This is a genomic window from Verrucomicrobium sp. 3C (genome assembly GCF_000379365.1).
Lineage (GTDB): Bacteria > Verrucomicrobiota > Verrucomicrobiia > Methylacidiphilales > Methylacidiphilaceae > Methylacidimicrobium.
In genome coordinates, this window is record NZ_KB901877.1 from 202,959 (window position 1) to 220,635 (window position 17,677).

Below are 17,677 nucleotides of genomic sequence, written 5' to 3' on the forward strand. Positions count from 1 at the left end.
CTAAGCAAAGGAAGCCGGGCAGGCCAAAGCTTCGGGAAGCCTCTCGAGGTATTCGTTTCTCGGGATATCGAGCGCGCCCATTTGGCGGGTAGTCGGCGTGGCCACCTGAGTATCGAAGAGCAGGAAACCGCGCTCGATCAGACGATCCATCGTGAAGACCAGCGCCGCTTTCGAGGCATCGGGAACGAGATGAAACATCGATTCGCCAGCGAAAAAGCCCCCGATCGCCACTCCATAGAGGCCCCCGACAAGCTCGCCGTTCTGCCATACTTCGACGCTATGCGCATAGCCTTGTCGATGGAGCTCGCAGTACGCTTTGATAAAGCGAGGGCTGATCCACGTATGCTCGCGGCCCTTCGCCGGTCGAGCACAGCCGCGCATCACCTCAGGGAAAGCCCGGTTGATCGTGTAGGCAAACTTCCCTTGTCGAAGCTTCTGGGCGAGCCGTCGGGGGACATGGAATCGATCCATCTCGAAAATCGCGCGCGGATCCGGCGACCACCAAGTCAGCGGCCGGTCCGTCCATGGAAAAATGCCCGACCGGTATCCGGCGAGCAGGCGGTTCATGGAGAGATCTCCCCCTACGGCCACCAACCCGTCGGGATCGGCACGGGAGACGTCGGGAAAATGGACGCGAAACAGATTCAAGATAATCGCAGCCACGGCAGTATTTTAAAAAAAAGTTTACTCGACAAAACAACTCTTAATTTCATTACTTCGCAAGCTCACCGTCGCTCAACAGAGCCAGACGCAGGGCGTTAAGCGCAGACTGAGAGGCGAGCCTTTTCACGATGGTCCGATCCGGCGGAAAGGTTTTCTGGAAGGAGATCGTTTTTTCTTTGCTTGCCAGGCCGAACCAGACCAGGCCGACCGGCTTTTCGGGAGTCCCTCCCGTGGGCCCGGCAATGCCCGTCACCGAAATGGCCAAATCGGCTCCGCTGCGCCGCAAAGCCCCGCTCGCCATTGCGGCGGCGACTTCGGCGCTCACGGCCCCATGCTCGGCAAGCAGCTCTGGTTCCACGTCGAGTTCCTTCACCTTCGCCTCATTCGCATAGGCAATCCAGCCGTAAGGGAAGACCGCCGAGCTTCCCGACACGTCGGTCAGCCGATGGCTGACGAGGCCACCCGTGCACGATTCTGCCGTGGCGATGGTTTTTCCCAGCCGAGTCGCCAACTCCACAACAGCCCCCTCCAGTGTGGCCCCGTTCTCCCCGAAGAGGGCCGTGCCGAGCCGTTCCTTGACCAGAGCCCCGGCATGCTCCAGGAGAGAAGGATCGGCGCTTCCCACGCGAAGTTCCACCTCCCCCAGCCGATCGCAATAGCCGATCTCCTTGAGACCCAGGCCACGGAGTTCTTCCTCCACGCGCTTCTGCACCTCCCACTCGGTTAACCCAACGACCCACCAGGAACGCCAGATAAACTCTTGTCTTTCGGCGCGGGAGCGAAGCCAGGGAACAACCGCCGCACGCCACATGGGGACAAGCTCGCGAGGAGGTCCCGGAAGGAGAAACATCGCCAATCTGCCTTTTTGGACAAAAAGACCGGGCGCTGTTCCGACCGAATTCCACAAGACCTCGGCCCCTTTCGGCACCATCGCCTGCCGCCGAATGCCGCCGCAGACCACCCCAATCCCCTTGGCAGCGCAGAAAGAGCCGATCCGTAAAAATACACTCTCCTGAAATTCCAGCTCTCGGCCGATCGCCGCCGCAGCGGCCTCTCGGGTATTGTCGTCGGAGGTGGGGCCCATGCCGCCGGTCACAATCACCAGATCGGAGCGGAAGAGCGCATCTTCCAGGATGCGCTGGACGACTGCCCCATCGGGCACGACGGTCTGCCGCTCGAGACGCAACCCTAAGGAGCGGAGCTCTCTCCCGACGAACGCGAGGTGCGCCTCCGTCACCTCGCCCAGAAGAAGCTCGGTCCCGGTGCTCACCAGTTCCACGGTCATTGGCCACTCGCCGCCATCCCTGGTTGCGAACCATCAGGGCTTCTTTCTCTCGCCCTTTGCTGGCGGCCTAGAAGAGGATTGCCCCGCGACAAGAGAGACCTTGATACAGGTCTTCTCTCCCAAAGCCCCACAGCAATTCTTGAACTTCTTCGTGGGGTCGAGCGGACAGGGATCGTTTCGGCCCATCTTGGGCCCGCTTCGACTAATTGGCACGATCGGATGGTCGCCGGATGGACGGCCCTCCTCCTCCCCTACGGCCTTCGTTTCGGGATCGGCCACCGCAGCGCCATTCGACAGCTCGGGCCGCACCAGATGCTGAGGCAGGGAAGAAAGAAACCGCTCGAAGGCGAGAACACTCGACGCCGACCGGAAGAGGTTTTGGACGATCTCCCGTTTGATCCTTCCCATCAGATCTTGAAAAAGAGCATAGGCTTCCTGCTTGTACTCGATCAGTGGATCTTTCTGACCGTAGGCGCGCAGCCCGATTCCGCCGCGCAGCCCGTCCATCGCATAGAGATGCTCCTGCCAGAGCCGGTCGATGGCGGATAGAGCGGTGAGCCGCTCCAGATCGGGAAGAGATCCCGGATCTTCGTACTTCACCTTCAATTCGTAGGCCTGCCGGACTTGGGAAAGTATCCTTTCGGCGGTAGCCTCGGGATCCCCGTCGCCCAAATCCTCCTTGCGCATCCCCACGGGAAAGGTTGTGTTCACCCAGCCGAGCAGCCCATCGATCTCACCCTCCCCGCCTTGGAGCCGGGCTTGTGCCTCCTCCCGCACGACCTCGCCGAGAACGTCGAAGAGCTCCTTTCGCGGCTCCTCGGACTCCAGGATCTGGTCACGGAAGTTGTAGATCACCTCCCGCTGGAGATTCATCACGTCGTCATACTGGAGGGTATGCTTTCGAATGCCGTAGTTGCGCTGCTCGACCCGCTTTTGGGCGGTAGCGACCGCCTTCGTGAGCCAGGGATGCTCGAGTTCTTCGTCCTCCTTCATCCCTAAGCGGGTCAGCAAGCCCGCAATCCGCCGGGAATCGCCGAAGTTGCGCATGAGATCGTCTTCCAGGGAAATGAAGAACTTGGACATGCCCGGATCTCCCTGCCGGGCGCAACGTCCTCGAAGTTGGAGGTCGATCCGCCGCGCCTCGTGACGCTCCGTTCCCAGAACGCAAAGCCCCCCCACATCGTTTACCCCATCCCCCAGCTTGATGTCGGTCCCTCTTCCGGCCATGTTCGTGGCAATCGTCACCATCCCTCTCAAGCCTGCCCGCGCGACAATCTCCGCCTCCTGCTGATGGAACTTGGCGTTGAGGACGCTGTGGGGAATCCCCTCCCGCTTGAGCATCCGGCTCAGGAGTTCGGACGACTCCACGGAGATCGTGCCCACCAGGACCGGCTCTCCCTTCTCATGGAGCTCCCGGATCTTCTCCACGATGGCATGGTATTTCGCCCTCCTCGTCTTGAAGATGCTGTCGTCCACGTCATTGCGGACACAGGGCCGATTCGTCGGGATGGCCACCACATCGAGTTTGTAGATATCGTGGAGTTCGTTGGCTTCCGTCGCCGCCGTTCCGGTCATGCCAGCGAGCTTCGCGTAGAGCCGAAAATAGTTTTGAATCGTGATCGTCGCCAGGGTCTGCGTCTCCCGGTCGATCTGCACTCCCTCTTTCGCCTCGATCGCCTGGTGCAGACCGTCGCTCCATCGGCGTCCGGGCATGAGCCTCCCGGTATACTCGTCGACGATGACCACTTTGTTGTCCTGGACGACATAGTGAACATCCTTCTCGTACAGGCAGTAGGCGCGCAGAAGCTGCGCGATCGTGTGGATCCGTTCGCTCGCGTCCTCATACCGCTTCTGGGCCTCTTGGCGCTTTTTCTCCTTCTCCTCGGCGCTGAGGGCCGTGTCCCTGCCGATCTCATCGAAAAGCACGGCGAGGTCGGGTGGAGCAAAATAATCGGGGTCGTCCGGACTCAGGCACTTGCGTCCCCGCTCGCTCAAGTCGGCCTCGTGATTCTTTTCGTCGATCGCGAAGAGGAGTTCTTCCTTGATCTGGTAGAGCTCGATGCGCCGCGAATCCTGATAGAGCGCCAGTTCCGCATCCTCCATCATCCGGCGGGTTTCCCCCTCTTCCAGGATCTTGAGAAGCTGCTTGTTACGCGGCATCCCGAGCTTGATCTTGAAAAGGAGCCGTCCGATCTCCTCGCGGGGGCGCCCGTCGGCCAGAGCCTTTTGCGCCTCTTCCGCCAGCCGAGCGCACTCGATCATCTGCTGCTGAACCAACCGGGCGATGAGGCCTCGGTATCGCTCATACTCGCCGGTCGAGGCGACGGTGGCTGGGCCCGAGATGATCAGCGGGGTTCGGGCTTCGTCGATCAGAATGCTGTCGACCTCGTCGATGATGGCGTAGGCGTGGCCCCGCTGGACCTTTTCCTCGCGGCTCGTCACGACGCTGTTGTCGCGAAGGTAGTCGAAGCCGAATTCACTGTTGGTTCCGTAGACAATGTCGCAGGCATACTGTTGCCGACGCTCCTCGAAGGACTGTCCCTGCTGCAAGCAGCCGACCGTCAGCCCGAGGAAGCGATAGATTTCGCCCATCCACTCGCTATCCCGCGCCGCGAGGTAATCATTGACCGTCACCACATGCACACCTTTCCCGGTCAGGGCGTTGAGATAGACGGGAAGCGTCGCGACGAGGGTTTTGCCCTCTCCGGTCGCCATCTCCGCAATTTTACCTTGATGCAGGACGACCCCTCCGACGAGCTGGACGTCAAAGGGAATCATCTCCCAGGAAAGGCTGTGCCCACGCACCTCGACCACCTTCCGCGCCTCGGTGAAGCGGCGGCAGGCGTTCTTCACGACCGCGAAGGCTTCCGGCAGCAAGCGATCGAGCTTTTCTCCCGCAGCGATTCTCTTCCGGAATTCCACCGTCTTCTGCTGAAGCTTCCCGTCGGACAAAGAGCGCAACTGCTCCTCCAGACGATTGATTTCCACCACCCGCGGCCAGATCCGCGCCACCTCTCGCCGGTTCTTCGAACCGAAGAGCAACTCCAAGATCTTCTTGAACATCAGAAAGACTCTATGCAATCGCGCGGGCTCGCACAAGGAGCGAGCTTTTGGACTGCCTCTGCCAACGCCACCCTAAACTTTTCCGCGCCATGACAACCCATAGCCGCCATTTCTCACAAATTTCGTAGCCGAGGCGTTGCAAATGGGCCTGAATGCGGGGCGCGGCGCCGGTTTTCCAGCAGAGTTGTATGAGGACATACTGCAAGGATGGAAAACCAAGCGAGAGCGAAGCAGGCAAGCCCATGGTGCGAGCCGCAGGAGAACGCTTGTGAGACATGCAGGATAGCCTACCGGGCAACGACTTCCACGGTCTGCGTTCGCTGGAAGAGCATTGGCCCCCGCTGCTCCACCAGCGTAATCGTCAAGCTGGACTTCGTGCCCGGACCGATCCGAGCGAGCTCGGGCGGGACTTCTCCCAGGTCGGACAAGGGAGCGTTCCCGATGGCCACCAAAATCATCCCTGCCTGGATCCCGACAGCGGCGGCCGGGCTTCCGCTCTCCACCGAGCCAATCAGCAGGCCGCTCCCCGGCGCCACTCGGAACGAGGCGGCCAGATCCTCCGTCAGTGCCTGAGCGACAATACCGAACCGCCTTTGCAGAAAATCGGCGAGAGTCGCACTCGAGGCCTTCCTGCCGCCTGACGAGCTCCCCCTCGCCTTCCGATACCAGGCGAGAACCCGGTCTCCGGGAATCGCAAAGCCGATTCCTTCGATCGCCTCCCCGCTGAACTTGGCCGAACTCAAGCCGACGAAGGCTCCGCCGAGGTCCACCAAAGGCCCTCCGCTGTTGCCCGGATTGATGGCCGCGTCAGTCTGAAGGAGTCCTTCAATCTGGCCCTCCTCCGTCTGGATCACCCTCCCTTTGGCGCTCAGGATCCCTTTGGAGACGCTGTTCTGGTAGCCGACCGGATTCCCAAGAACAATCACGGTCTGGCCCAACAGGTTGGGCGAGAGCCGATGGATGTCGAACCAGGGGAGAGCCTTCGACGCGTTCACCTTGAGGAGGGCGAGATCCTGCACGGGGTCCTCAAAGAGGACATTGGCTTGAAAATCACTCCCCTGGGAGAGGCTCACCTTCACCGCGCGATTGACCGCCCGTTCGACGACATGCGCGCAGGTGATCACGTAACCTTCGGGGGCGACGACCACTCCCGATCCCAGGCTGCGCACCCGCTCCGAATAGGAGTAATAGCGGCCGAAGAAGAGCTCGAATGTATCCCGCACCTGGTGGCGGACGACCCGTTCGGCGTTGATGTTCGCCACGGCGGGCAACACCTTTTGGACGACTTGTACGGTCGGTTCGTCGGCCGGGACCTCCGCTCGCCCGCTCGCCAGGCAAAACGCCCAAAAAGCAGCCAAGCCGCTCACGGCGCTCCTCCATCGCAGTTCGGTCCTCGGTTTCATCCCTTCCTTCTGAATCGTGTGCTCTCTCTAAAAAAGCTCCTTCTCCCGTCATGGGTGAGCCCAGGAACCGGAAGCGCGCCCCAGTTCGGGCGCAAGGCGTTCGGCCATCCGAAGCCTCTCCGCCACGATTCCTCGATCCAAGAGAACTTCGACCGTCTCCAGCGCCTCCCCGAAAGAGGTGGACGGATCGTGGGCGGCAAGCCCAACGGCCGCGTTTGCCGCCAAGAGCGCCCGAACGAATCCCTTCTCCTGACCCGCGAAGACCGCCCGCAACCGGGCCGCGCTCTCCCGAGCGGAGGCAACCAGGGCATCCTCCAGACTGCCTCCCTCGTACCCCCGACGCCGGGCAAAATCCGCCAACACCCGCTTGGCTTCCGGCAGATCGAGACCCCGGATCTCCGCCTCTCCTTCCAGGCCAAGCTCTCCAAGAGCCCGCCCCTTCCCGTCCGCTCCAAAGACCACCACCGGCCTCCGGCAGCCGCCGAGCAAAAGCGCCTCCTCGAAAAATGCGAGATGCTCTCGGAGAAACACTCCAACGATCTGGATGAAGGGACGGGCCGGGTTAAGCAGAGGGCCAAGCAGATGAAAGAGGGTCTTCCTCCCCTGTGCAGCCAGCTTCTTCCTTAGAGGGCCCAGGATCGCAAAGGCCGGATGATAATCCGGGGCATGCAGATAGACCATTCCGAGCTCCCGCAGGGAGCGCTCCGCCGCCTCCGGGGAGAGCCGGATCGGGAGACCCATCGCCTCCAGAACGTCCCCGCTTCCCGAACGCTTGCTCACTCCGCGGTTGCCATGCTTCACGACCGGAATGCCCGCAGCCGCAAGCACGAACATCGTTCCGGTCGAGATGTTGCAGAGGTTGAGGCCACCCCCGCCGGTCCCGCAACAATCCATTAAGGGCCTGCCCTGCCAGCGGCCGGCAAACCCCATGGGAACGGAGAGTCCCCGAAAGGCTTTCGCGAAGAAGGCCAGCTCCCGACCCGTGATTCCCCGTTCCTCCCTGTCGATCAGGAAAGCGATCTTTTCTTCCTCCGCAACCGCTCCGTCCAGCAGAAGGGCGACCGCTCGTTCGACCTCCTCCTGCGCAAGGTCGCGGCCGACGAGACCCCGCAACTCCGCTTCCTTCATGCGCCGCCTTCCGCGGCAAGAGGGCGATCGCTTTCCACCATCCGCCGAAAAACCGCAAACCAGCCGAGGCCATCGTTGGGGCCGGGAGCCGCCTCGGGATGATATTGAACCGAAAAGATCGGCAACTCTTCGTGGGCCATCGCTTCACAAGTTCCGTCGTTGAGGCTCACCTCCCGCACGCACATCGCGGGAGGCAGCGACTCCGGATCGACTGCGTAACCATGATTCTGCGAGGTAATCCTCACCTTTCGTGTCAGGAGGTCGGCAACCGGGTGGTTGGCGCCGCGATGGCCGAACTTGAGCTTAAAGGTCCTCGCTCCGAGGGCAAAAGCAAGAAGCTGGTGGCCAAGGCAGATGCCGAAAATCGGCTTCTTTCCGACGAGCTCCCGGACCGTTCGGTGAAGCGAGGGAAGAGCCGCGGGATCTCCAGGGCCGTTGGAAAGAAAGATCGCGTCCACCCCGGAGGCCAGGATCTCCTCGGGCGACGTTTCTGCCGGCACCACGCGTACCGCAAAGCCCGCCCGCTGGAGTAGCCGCAGAGTCGCATACTTGACCCCAAAGTCCAAAGCGGTGAGTCGGATGGTTGACTGCTGCTCTCCGCCGAACGCTCCGTTTTCTCCGGAAACCGCGATCCGGCTCTCCAAGGTCTTCTCCTTCGACCAGGGATCGTCGGCCGCAGGGTGGCTCTCCCAAGCGTAGGGCTCCGGACAAGTCACTTCCTTCACGAAATTCCGCTCTCCGTAGTTCCACCCCTTGGCCATGGCCACCGCTTCGGCAATCTCGATCGGCTCGGTCGAGAGAACCCCGCGGCAGACGCCCTGCTGCCGTAGCCGAAGAGCAAGCCGCCTCGTATCGATCTCATCGACCGCAACTACCCCCGCCTCGCGCAGATAATCCCCCAGTGTGCCCGCCGCCCGCCAGCTGCTGGCTCGATCCGAGAGCTCCCGCATCAAGAAGCCAGCCACCTGCACCCGAGAGGACTGGTTGTCGAACGGGTTCACCCCGTAGTTGCCGATCTCCGGAAAGGTCATCGCGACCAACTGTCCCCGATAGGACGGATCGGTCAGGACCTCCTGATAGCCGGTCATCGCGGTGTTGAAGCAGACCTCTCCCACGACCGTTCCCCGGCTCCCCACGGAGCGCCCGAGCAAGACCTCCCCGTCCTCCAGGACCAGGACGGCCTTTCTCTCTCCTACAACCGCCATACGATCTTCCCTTCTACCATGGTCAGCATTACCCTTCCTTGCACCTCCCATCCGGCAAATGGAGTGTTTCGGCCCCGGGACCGGAATATCTGCGGATTCACGGTCCATTGCAGGTTCGGATCGATGACGACTAGGTCGGCTGGGGCACCGGCCGCCAGCGTTCCTCCTGGAAGGCCCAGAACGCGCGCGGGAATGGTACTCAGCCGAGCGACCAGCCCCGGCCAGTCGAGCAGCTTGGTCTTCACGAGCGTTTCAGCGGCCACCGCCAGCATCGTTTCCAGTCCCACGACCCCAAAGGGGGCACGGTCGAACTCCACTTCCTTCTCGAAGGAGCAGTGAGGGGCATGGTCGCTGGCGATGAGATCGATCGTCCCATCGACGATCCCTTCCCGCAATGCCTCCCGGTCCTCCTCCGAGCCGAGCGGGGGATTCATCTTGAAACGGGTATCATACTTGGAGAGAGCTTCGTCCGTCAGCGCTAGATGGTGCGGGGTCACTTCGGCCGTGACGTGGACACCTCGTTGCTTCGCCTCCCGGACGAGCCGGACCGATCCGGCGCTCGAGAGATGCTGACAATGGAGCCGGGCTCCCGTAAGTTCCGCCAAGAGAATGTCTCGGCTCACGATGAGCTCCTCCGCCGCGCTCGGCCAGCCCCGGAGACCCAAGACAGCGCTCCAGTACCCCTCATGGATCACCCCTCCGCCCGAGACGCTGCTCTCCTCGCAATGCTCGAGAATCGGCAGACCGAGCATCCCGGCATACTCCATGACCCGGCGCATGAGCCCCGCATCCTGGATGCAGCTGCCATCATCGGTGAAGGCCACCGCCCCCGCTGCATGCAGCAAGCTTAAAGGGGCGAGCTTCTCCCCTCTCCGTCCCTCGGAAAGACAGCCGGTCGGATAGACCCGGATGATCCCCTGCTCCCGTGTTCGCTCCCGAATCCAGCCGATCGTATTGGGCTGATCGGCCGGAGGGCGGGTGTTCGGCATGGCCACCACGGCCGTGAAGCCTCCCGCCGCCGCGGCGCGCGTCCCGGAAGCGATCGTCTCCTTCTGCAGATCTCCCGGCTCCCGAAGGTGGACATGCGCATCGATCAATCCCGGGGCAACGATCCAACCGGAAGCTTCGATCCATTCCCAGTTCGTTTCCGCCGGGAGAGAAGCGGGATCGACGAACCGGCCGCCGGCGACACAGAGGTCGCCGATCTCATCCCGACCACGGCTCGGATCGAGAATGCGCCCGCCGGCAAAACGGTAGAAGCCGCTCACACCCCTTCTCCGTCCCGCTGATGAAATCGGGCTAACTGCGCAAAGATCGCCATCCGTACGGCAACGCCGCTCTTCACTTGGTCCAGGATGACCGAACTCGATCCGTCGGCAAGCTCGCTCTCGATCTCAACGCCGCGCTCGATCGGTCCTGGGTGCATCAGGAGTACCTCCGGAGGACAGCGGCGCAGCCGGGCTTCACTGAGGCCGTAGAGGGAGACATATTCCCCAAGCGACGGAAACATCCCTTCCCGCTGCCGCTCATGCTGGATGCGCAGCAGGATCATCACCTGCGCCCAGGGCAGGACCGGATCGAACTCGTTGCTCAGCCTCACCCCGAACCGTGCGAAGACCTCCGGGAGAAGCGTCCGGGGACCGACCAGGGCGACCTCCGCGCCGAGCTTGCGCAGTCCCCAGATGTCCGAACGGGCCACCCGGCTATGGAGGATATCGCCGACGATCGCCACCCGAACCCCCTCGATCCTCCCGAGGCGGCGGCGGATCGTAAGAAGGTCGAGCAGACCCTGCGTCGGATGCTCATGTGCCCCGTCGCCGGCGTTGATCACCGACGATCGCACCCGATCTGCCAGAAAATGCGCCGCCCCGGCCGCCGAATGGCGGAGCACCAGGAAATCCGCCCCCATCGCCTCCAAGTTCCGCGCGGTATCCTTGAGGGTTTCCCCTTTCCGGATCGAGCTCGATTCTTGATCGATCTCGAGAACGCTCGCCCCCAACCGCTTGGCGGCAAGCTCGAAGGAGACCCTCGTGCGGGTGCTTGGCTCGATGAAAAGATTGACCGCCGTGAGGCCCCGCAGCGAGGGCAGGTCCTGGCCTGCCTCCAAGCACCGCGTGATCTCGTCGGCGGCATCGAGCAGAAAAGCGATCTCCTCCTTCTCCAACTCCTGCAAGCCCAGGAGATGACGGCGCCTCCACCGGCTTCCGGGGAGATGCTCTGGATTTTCCGATGCCATAGCGGAAGGATAAATGGCAAAAGGAGGGCTGCCCGTCCAGCGTCTTAGTCCACGTCTCCGCCTTGCCCTCCCCTCCCTCCGGCAGCAGCCTGGCAGGAAATGGCGGAGGAAGGAGGAGGTGATCTTGCCGGTGCTGCGGCCAAAGGCAAATCCACCTCGTTTGACTTTTCCACGACAACGAGCAACTTTGCGATTGCCATCCGTCTTGGCCCGCTATAAAGCTCGAACGAGAGCAAGCAGTGTCTACGATTTCCGGCCCAGCCTACGTCGTCGGCGACAATATCGATACCGATCAGATCATCCCGGCCCAATATCTGATGTTGGTGCCGACGGTGCCCGAAGAGCTTCACAAATTGGGGTCCTATGCCCTTTCCGGTCTGCCGGACGATCTCTACCCGGAGCGCTTCATCGCCCGCGGGGAAGAAACATCCCGCTATCCCATCCTGATCGCCGGTCGCAACTTCGGTTGCGGTTCTTCCCGGGAGCACGCGCCGATCGCGCTTGCGGCCGCCGGTTGCCGGATCGTGGTTGCCGAAAGCTACGCGCGGATCTTCTTCCGCAATTCGGTTTCGACCGGAGTGCTCTACCCATGTGAGTCTGCCGAGCGGCTCTGCGAGAGGATACGAACCGGCGATCTGGTCGAAGTCGATCTCCAGAACGAAACGATCTCCGTGGGCCCCGCGCGCCGCCGGCTCAAATCCCTGGGCGAGGTAAGACCCGTGGTCGAGGCGGGCGGCATCTTCCAATATGCCCGCAAGACCGGCATGGTTTCCACCCCGTAAGGGCACCCTCTCCCGCTACCGCCTTTTCCCTTTCATGAACACCTATCGCATCGCCGTCCTCGCTGGAGACGGCATCGGGCCGGAGATCATGGCCGCCACGCTGCCGATCCTGCGTGCTGCCGCCCACAAGTTCGGATTTCGCCTCGACTTCGAGGAAGCGCTGGTGGGGGGGGCAGCAATCGACGCAGCGGGCAAGGCCCTCCCCGAAGAGACGCTAGCGGTCTGCCGGAATTCCCAGGCGATTCTCTTTGGCTCGGTCGGTGGCCCCCAATGGGAAGCGCTTCCCGCCGAAAAACAGCCCGAGCGCGCGGCTCTCCTGCCCCTCCGACGCACCTTCGGCCTCTATGCGAACCTCCGTCCGATCTCCTGCTATCCGGAGCTTCTGAGCTCCTCGCCCCTCAAGAGCGACGTCGCCCGCGGCGTCGACCTGCTGGTCGTCCGGGAGCTGACCGGCGGCCTCTACTTCGGCCAGCCCAAGGGGACCGTGATGACGGATCGCGGAGAGCGGGCGATCGACACCCTGGTCTACGAGACCGCCGAGATCGAACGGGTCGCTCGAGTCGCCTTCGAGGCCGCGCGAGCCAGAAAGAAGTTCGTCACCCTGGTCGACAAAGCCAACGTGCTCGAGTCGAGCCTTCTCTGGAGGAAGACGGTCCGCCGGATCTGCGCCGACTACACCGACGTCCAGCTCGGCTTTCTCTACGTCGACAACGCGGCCATGCAACTGGTGCGCAATCCAAGGCAGTTCGACGTGCTCCTCTGCGAAAACCTCTTCGGGGACATCTTGAGCGACGAAGCCGCAGCCCTCTGCGGTTCGCTCGGCATGCTCCCGAGCGCTTCCTTGGGCAAGGCCCGGTTCGGTCTCTACGAGCCAGCCGGAGGCTCCGCCCCCGACATTGCCGGGAAGGGAATCGCCAACCCCAGCGCGGAGATTCTTTGCGCTGCTCTCCTCCTGCGCTATAGCCTGTGCGAGGAGAAGGCGGCGCTTGCGATCGAAGCTGCGTTTCGCGCCGCGCTGAGCGACGGCTTCCGCACCCCGGATATTGCCTCCGATGGCGGCAAGACCGTAGGAACGGAACCCTTTGCCCAAGCGATCCTGGATCGCTTGGAGAATCCGTAAGGGAGGCCATCGCCTTTCGTGGAGAGGCGGGGCTTTTTCTTTTGTGTGAGGGCTCATTCTTTGCCAAAAGGACATCATGAATTCGATCGACCTGAGCGAACCCTTTCCGGTCAGCACCGAAGATCCGCTCAACGCACGAATCCTCTCGGTCTCCGAGGATAAGCTCGCAGGCTTTCACGAAGAGCCGATCGGGGAGATCGCCCGGCTCTCCGGCCTTCCGGTCGCAACCGTCACGGCGCGCATTCGGGCGATGCTCGAGAGCGGCACGATCCGGAGAGTTCGACAGACCCTGCTTGCCAACGACTTAGCTCCAGGCGCACTCATTGCCTGGGAGATCCCGGAAGAGAAGCTGGGGCCGGCCTTCGACTTCCTCATCGGCGAAGACCCCTTCAGCGGCCATGTCGTCCTCCGCTCGACGGATTCCGCCAGCACGGGTTCCTCCTTTCGGCTCTGGAGCACCCTCAAAGTACCGCAAGGGTTTTCGCTGGAAGCCCATTGCCGCTGCCTCGCCGCGGAAATCGGTGCCACCCGCCACCGGATCCTTCGCGCCAAGGGAATCTTCACCCTCGGCGTGGGCCATGTCCGCCGGCGGACGCTTGAGATCGGCGCCATCTCCCCGGCCCGGGCACGGATGCACAGGGTGGAGGTGCGTAAGCTCTCCCTGGAACAGTGGAAGGTTCTCGGTGCCCTCAAGGAAGAGCTGCAACCGGCGGAAGTCGGCTTGGGCTTGTGGGAAGCCCGTGCCCGTTCGATCGGACTCTCCCGGCAGGACTTTGTCCGGGTGGCGAGAGAGCTCGACCAGATGGGAATCTTCGGCCGCTTTTCGACCTTTCTCGAGCACGTGAAGCCCCTCTCCACTGGAGAACGGGTTACCCGCTTCAACGGGCTCTTCCACTGGGCGATCCCGCAGGGAAGAGAGGAAGAGGCGGGAGAAGAGATCGGCCGTTTCGAGGTTCTCACCCACTGCTACTGGCGGGAAGCGGGCCCGGAGTTCGGCAACGTCAACTTGATGGCGGTCGCGCACGGCCGGGAAAAGGATCGGCTCTTGCTCCACAAGACCGCGATCGACGAGCACCTTCGCCAGTTCGGGATTCCGGTTCTCTACTCGAATATCTTCTGGGGAGGACGCAGCGAAATCAAACCGTCGGAAATCTTGCCGGAGGCTTACCGAAAATGGAGCCACACAAGGGGAATCGACTGGAAAACTATGCTCGTCGGCTCTTCCTGAAACGCCGTTGGCCCATCTCCGCCACGTTGGCTCGCCAACTTCGGGATCAGTGGAAAGGGCTCCACTTGGAGCTCGGGCCGCTGCGCGCCACGTTTCGTTCCTACTCCCCCGTAAAGCTGCGCGCCGACTTGCGCGCCGCGCTCAACGTCGCTCTCCTCTCCTTTCCCCAGGGCATGGCGTATGCCTTGATCGCGGGGCTTCCCGTCCAATACGGGATCTACGCCTGCGCCGTCGCCTCGGTCATCGGTCCGCTCTTCCAGAGTTCCCGCTACGTCGTGCTCGGCCCCACCAACGCAACCGCGGTGCTTGTCTTCAGCTCTTACCTGGGCATGGCCGGAAAGGTCGACAAGATCCCCTCCTTGAGTTTCCTTCTGCTCCTGATCGGGGTTGCCCTCCTGGCCGGTGCGCTCTTCCGCGCGGCCTCGCTCACTCAATATGTCTCCCGGACGGTCGTGATCGGCTACATCACCGGCGCTGCTTTTTTGATCATCGCCAATCAGGCGCACCATATGCTAGGCGTCTCGATTCCGGAGGTCTCGACCTTTACCGACATCGTAATCCAGACGATCCTCCATGCGGGCCAGGCCCAATGGCCCTCCGTCCTTCTGAGCGTTCTCACCTTCCTCGTCTGGTGGCTGCTCAAGACCGCTCTCCCGAAGCTTCCCGCCGTCGCTCTCGCCCTTTTCCTCGTCTCCCTCCTCGCTCTTCCCCTGCCCAAGCTCCATTTTCCGATCCACTATCTCGAAGCCCTTCCGCTCGGCTTCTGGCCGGTCACCCTGCCCTCTTTCCACTGGGACTGGTTCTCGCAGCTCGCCAGCGCCTCCTTGGCGCTCGCGTTCTTTGCCGCTATCGAAGGGGCGAGCATCGGCAAGTCGCTCGCCAGCCGGTCCGGCGAGCCAATCGACCCCAATCGGGAGATGTTTGCCCAAGGTGCGGCGAACGTCGCATGCGCCTTCTTGGGTGGAATGCCCGTTTCGGGCTCCCTGACCCGCTCCGCCATCAACTGGATCAGCAAGCCCGCCACCGTCCTGGCCAACCTCTGGAGCGGCCTCCTCTTGGCGGGCGGCCTCTTGCTGGGCGGCCCGCTCTTTGCCTACGTCCCCATGCCTGCGCTCGCCACCCTGGTGGTGCTCACCGGAGTCTCGCTGATCAACTGGCGGGACATCCGGATCGCGCTGCAAACCAGCCGGGCCGACGGGCTCGTCTTCCTCACCACCTTCCTGAGCGCCCTCCTGACGCCGCTCGACTTGGCCATCGGCCTGGGCATCGGCCTCTCGATTGCGCTCTTCCTCCAGCAGGTCGGTCAGCCTTCCCTCGTCGAATACACCTATGACGAGGAAGAGGGATTGCGCGAAAAAGGCCGATCCGAGAAGAGAGTTCTTCCGGAAATTTGCATCATTCACGTGGAGGGAGAGCTCTTCTTTGGCGTCGCCGACCTCTTTCGCGAGCAGATCCGCCGAATCTGCCTCGATCCCTCCCTCCGAGTCGTCATCCTCCGGATGCGCAACGCCCATCATCTCGATGCGACTTGCGCGCTGGCCGTCGACGAACTCGCCCGCATGATGCAGGAGAGCGGTCGCCATCTCCTCCTCAGCGGAGTCACGAGACCCGTCATCCGGGTGCTCCGCAACTCCGGAGTCATCCAGGCGATCGGCCGGGAAAATGTCTTCCCGCTCTTCGGCGTCCATCCCAACCTCTCGACCCGCAATGCCCTTCTCCGCGCCCAGCACCTTCTCGGCAGAAAGGAGAGCGAAGTGCGGATCTTCTTCGAAAAGGTCCAACCCAAGCCTAAGGCTGGCGGGACCGAAGCAAAGGGATCGACGTAAGTGTCAGGTCCGGGATGATTACGTACTGTTTTTGGAAGAGCTGCGGATGAGATTGTTGCCATGTTTTGAGGGCATGAAGCGGGGTTTGATGATTGAGCGATTTTTGAGGGAGGTGTTCGTTGTAGAGCCAAGCGTAGCGGTGGAGCGTGGTTTTTAGGTCGAGGGAGCTTTGGAAGTGATGAGTACGGAGGATCTGCGCCAGTCTTCCGTTGAAGCGCTGCACCATGCCATTGGTGCGAGGCGTCTTCGGCCTAGTCAGGCGGTACTCGATTCCCAATGCTTGGCAGAGCGCGTCGAATTCATGGGATCCGGTAGCATCCTTGGGTTCTTGGCCGAAGACCCGATCGGTGAACTCCTTGCCGTTATCGGTGAGGATGGTTTGGATTTTGACGGGTGCCGCTTTGGCCAGCGCGTGGAGGAAGCTGCGGGCGGCCGCTGGGGTCTTTGCACGCTTGACCGCCAGGAAGACCCAACGGGTCGCTCGGGTCCTTGGCGACGAAGACATAACGGCGAGAAGTCTCGTCGGCCATCTGGGGCAGGTATTTGACATCCACATGAAAATAGCCCGGCAGGTAAACTTTAAAGGGTTTGGTGGGATTGGCCGGTGTTTCCGGTTGAGGCAACCGGGAGTGGCCTCGACGCCGCAGGAGCCGACCCAAGGCCGAGCGGGTCATGGAGGGTTCGATAAATTCGCGGATGACGGCCAGCAGATCATCCAGCGGCAGCCGGAGCTGCGTACGCAAGTAGATGACCAGCTCTTCCTGTCCCGCATTGAGTGTCGTCGGAAGATGATGCGGCGTGTGGCTGGCGTCCGAGACGAAATCCCGCTTCCGCCACCGACGAATCGTCTGCCGAGTCACGCGAAACTGCCTCGCCAACTCGTAATCGCTGCCCGTTGCCCGTTGAATCGCCGTGCGGATCGCCGGCGTAGTCGTCGCATTTTTGTGCAGGGTGATTCTCATACTTTTACCTCGGCTTTCCAGTTTGCCACAACCTCCCGAAGCACCGCACGCCCGAGCAACAACGGACGGCGATTTTCTAGAATGTAATCATGCGAACCCCAACATCTACGCCCTTAATAATTACCAACATCCGCTTTCCAAGCCCCGTTTCGACGCCTTTCCGACGCCTAGCCTGACTTCCGTTGAGTAGCAGCATAACTCATTGATGCGAAAGAACAGGCCTTTCCGCTACTGGCTACATCGCTGCCCAAGCCGGCGGCTGGGCGAAGAGCGGGAGCAGACGAAGTTTTTCCAGGAGCCGATTCAGTTCCCGAGGAATCTTGCTCAAAAGACGAACGATCGGCTTGCCTTCCACGGAGAGAACGCCGAGGCGGATTGCTTGGAGGCGGCGCAGGAGCGCAGGAACGTGTTCGACAACACCGAGCTTGCTCCACTCGGCGGCCAAACGAGCCGTCATCCAATACGCGAGGAAGCAGATCCTCACGTGGTTCCGGACCCGATCCGGCCGCCAATGGAAGACCGGCCGGACCTCGAGGTAACTTTTTAATTCGCAAAACGCCTGCTCGACCTCGCCGAGGCTTTTATAGTGGGCTAGGACTTCCATAGCGGACGCCTCGGTGGGGGGCAGATTGGTTTCCAGCAGATACCAGCCGTCGGTGGCCTGCTCCTTGGCAATCTCCTTCTCGTCGAGCTTCCACCAGAACCGACCGTCCCCGTCGATTCCGTACCGGAAGTACTTGTGCGCCTTGCACCGCTGCAGCATCCGGCCGACCCGG

At 62.0% G+C, this 17,677-nt stretch carries 12 protein-coding genes and 2 pseudogenes; 4 read left to right on the forward strand and 10 right to left on the reverse strand.

What is annotated here, in order from left to right:
* From aat to A37A_RS0113650, 8 genes are all read right to left on the reverse strand, one after another.
* Window positions 1–663: a leucyl/phenylalanyl-tRNA--protein transferase gene (gene aat, locus A37A_RS0113615; protein WP_018292044.1), complete on the reverse strand. Its 663-nt coding sequence runs from the start codon at window positions 661–663 to the stop codon at window positions 1–3.
* A gap of 49 nt (window positions 664–712) precedes the next feature.
* Window positions 713–1,948 (reverse strand): CinA family nicotinamide mononucleotide deamidase-related protein, encoded by a 1,236-nt coding sequence (locus tag A37A_RS0113620; RefSeq protein ID WP_018292045.1) that lies wholly within the window; start codon window positions 1,946–1,948, stop codon window positions 713–715.
* 33 nt (window positions 1,949–1,981) lie between these two features.
* The gene (gene secA / locus A37A_RS0113625) at window positions 1,982–5,029 is read right to left on the reverse strand and encodes a preprotein translocase subunit SecA (protein WP_020494466.1); all 3,048 of its coding nucleotides are present in this window, start codon (window positions 5,027–5,029) and stop codon (window positions 1,982–1,984) included.
* A 269-nt stretch (window positions 5,030–5,298) separates the two neighbouring features.
* Window positions 5,299–6,414, reverse strand: coding sequence for a S1C family serine protease (locus A37A_RS0113630; protein WP_018292047.1), 1,116 nt, complete (start codon window positions 6,412–6,414; stop codon window positions 5,299–5,301).
* A 48-nt stretch (window positions 6,415–6,462) separates the two neighbouring features.
* Window positions 6,463–7,542: an anthranilate phosphoribosyltransferase gene (trpD, locus tag A37A_RS18605; protein ID WP_018292048.1), complete on the reverse strand. Its 1,080-nt coding sequence runs from the start codon at window positions 7,540–7,542 to the stop codon at window positions 6,463–6,465.
* Window positions 7,539–8,747 carry a glutamine-hydrolyzing carbamoyl-phosphate synthase small subunit gene (gene carA / locus A37A_RS0113640; RefSeq protein WP_018292049.1) on the reverse strand — a complete coding sequence of 403 codons (1,209 nt, stop codon included), beginning with the start codon at window positions 8,745–8,747 and terminating at the stop codon, window positions 7,539–7,541. Before carA ends, trpD begins: the two co-directional genes overlap by 4 nt.
* A complete protein-coding gene (locus tag A37A_RS0113645; protein ID WP_018292050.1) occupies window positions 8,735–10,015 on the reverse strand; it encodes a dihydroorotase in 1,281 nt (426 codons plus the stop codon). The genes carA and A37A_RS0113645 overlap by 13 nt, the downstream gene beginning before the upstream one ends.
* Window positions 10,012–10,983: an aspartate carbamoyltransferase catalytic subunit gene (locus A37A_RS0113650; protein WP_018292051.1), complete on the reverse strand. Its 972-nt coding sequence runs from the start codon at window positions 10,981–10,983 to the stop codon at window positions 10,012–10,014. The genes A37A_RS0113645 and A37A_RS0113650 overlap by 4 nt, the downstream gene beginning before the upstream one ends.
* Window positions 10,984–11,222: 239 nt before the next feature.
* On the opposite strand from A37A_RS0113650, the gene A37A_RS0113660 reads away from it, so the two are divergent.
* From A37A_RS0113660 to A37A_RS0113675, 4 genes are all read left to right on the forward strand, one after another.
* Window positions 11,223–11,765 (forward strand): hypothetical protein, encoded by a 543-nt coding sequence (locus A37A_RS0113660; protein ID WP_018292053.1) that lies wholly within the window; start codon window positions 11,223–11,225, stop codon window positions 11,763–11,765.
* A gap of 34 nt (window positions 11,766–11,799) precedes the next feature.
* Window positions 11,800–12,885, forward strand: coding sequence for a 3-isopropylmalate dehydrogenase (gene leuB, locus A37A_RS0113665; protein ID WP_018292054.1), 1,086 nt, complete (start codon window positions 11,800–11,802; stop codon window positions 12,883–12,885).
* A gap of 76 nt (window positions 12,886–12,961) precedes the next feature.
* Window positions 12,962–14,113: a hypothetical protein gene (locus A37A_RS0113670; protein ID WP_018292055.1), complete on the forward strand. Its 1,152-nt coding sequence runs from the start codon at window positions 12,962–12,964 to the stop codon at window positions 14,111–14,113.
* Window positions 14,059–15,939 (forward strand): SulP family inorganic anion transporter, encoded by a 1,881-nt coding sequence (locus A37A_RS0113675; RefSeq protein WP_018292056.1) that lies wholly within the window; start codon window positions 14,059–14,061, stop codon window positions 15,937–15,939. The genes A37A_RS0113670 and A37A_RS0113675 overlap by 55 nt, the downstream gene beginning before the upstream one ends.
* A gap of 25 nt (window positions 15,940–15,964) precedes the next feature.
* Here the strand turns inward: A37A_RS0113675 and A37A_RS17650 are convergent.
* Together A37A_RS17650 and A37A_RS0113685 are read right to left on the reverse strand one after the other, a co-directional pair.
* A pseudogene (locus tag A37A_RS17650) lies at window positions 15,965–16,901 on the reverse strand (IS481 family transposase); the annotation flags it as partial.
* A 235-nt stretch (window positions 16,902–17,136) separates the two neighbouring features.
* Window positions 17,137–17,677: pseudogene (locus A37A_RS0113685) on the reverse strand (hypothetical protein); the annotation flags it as partial.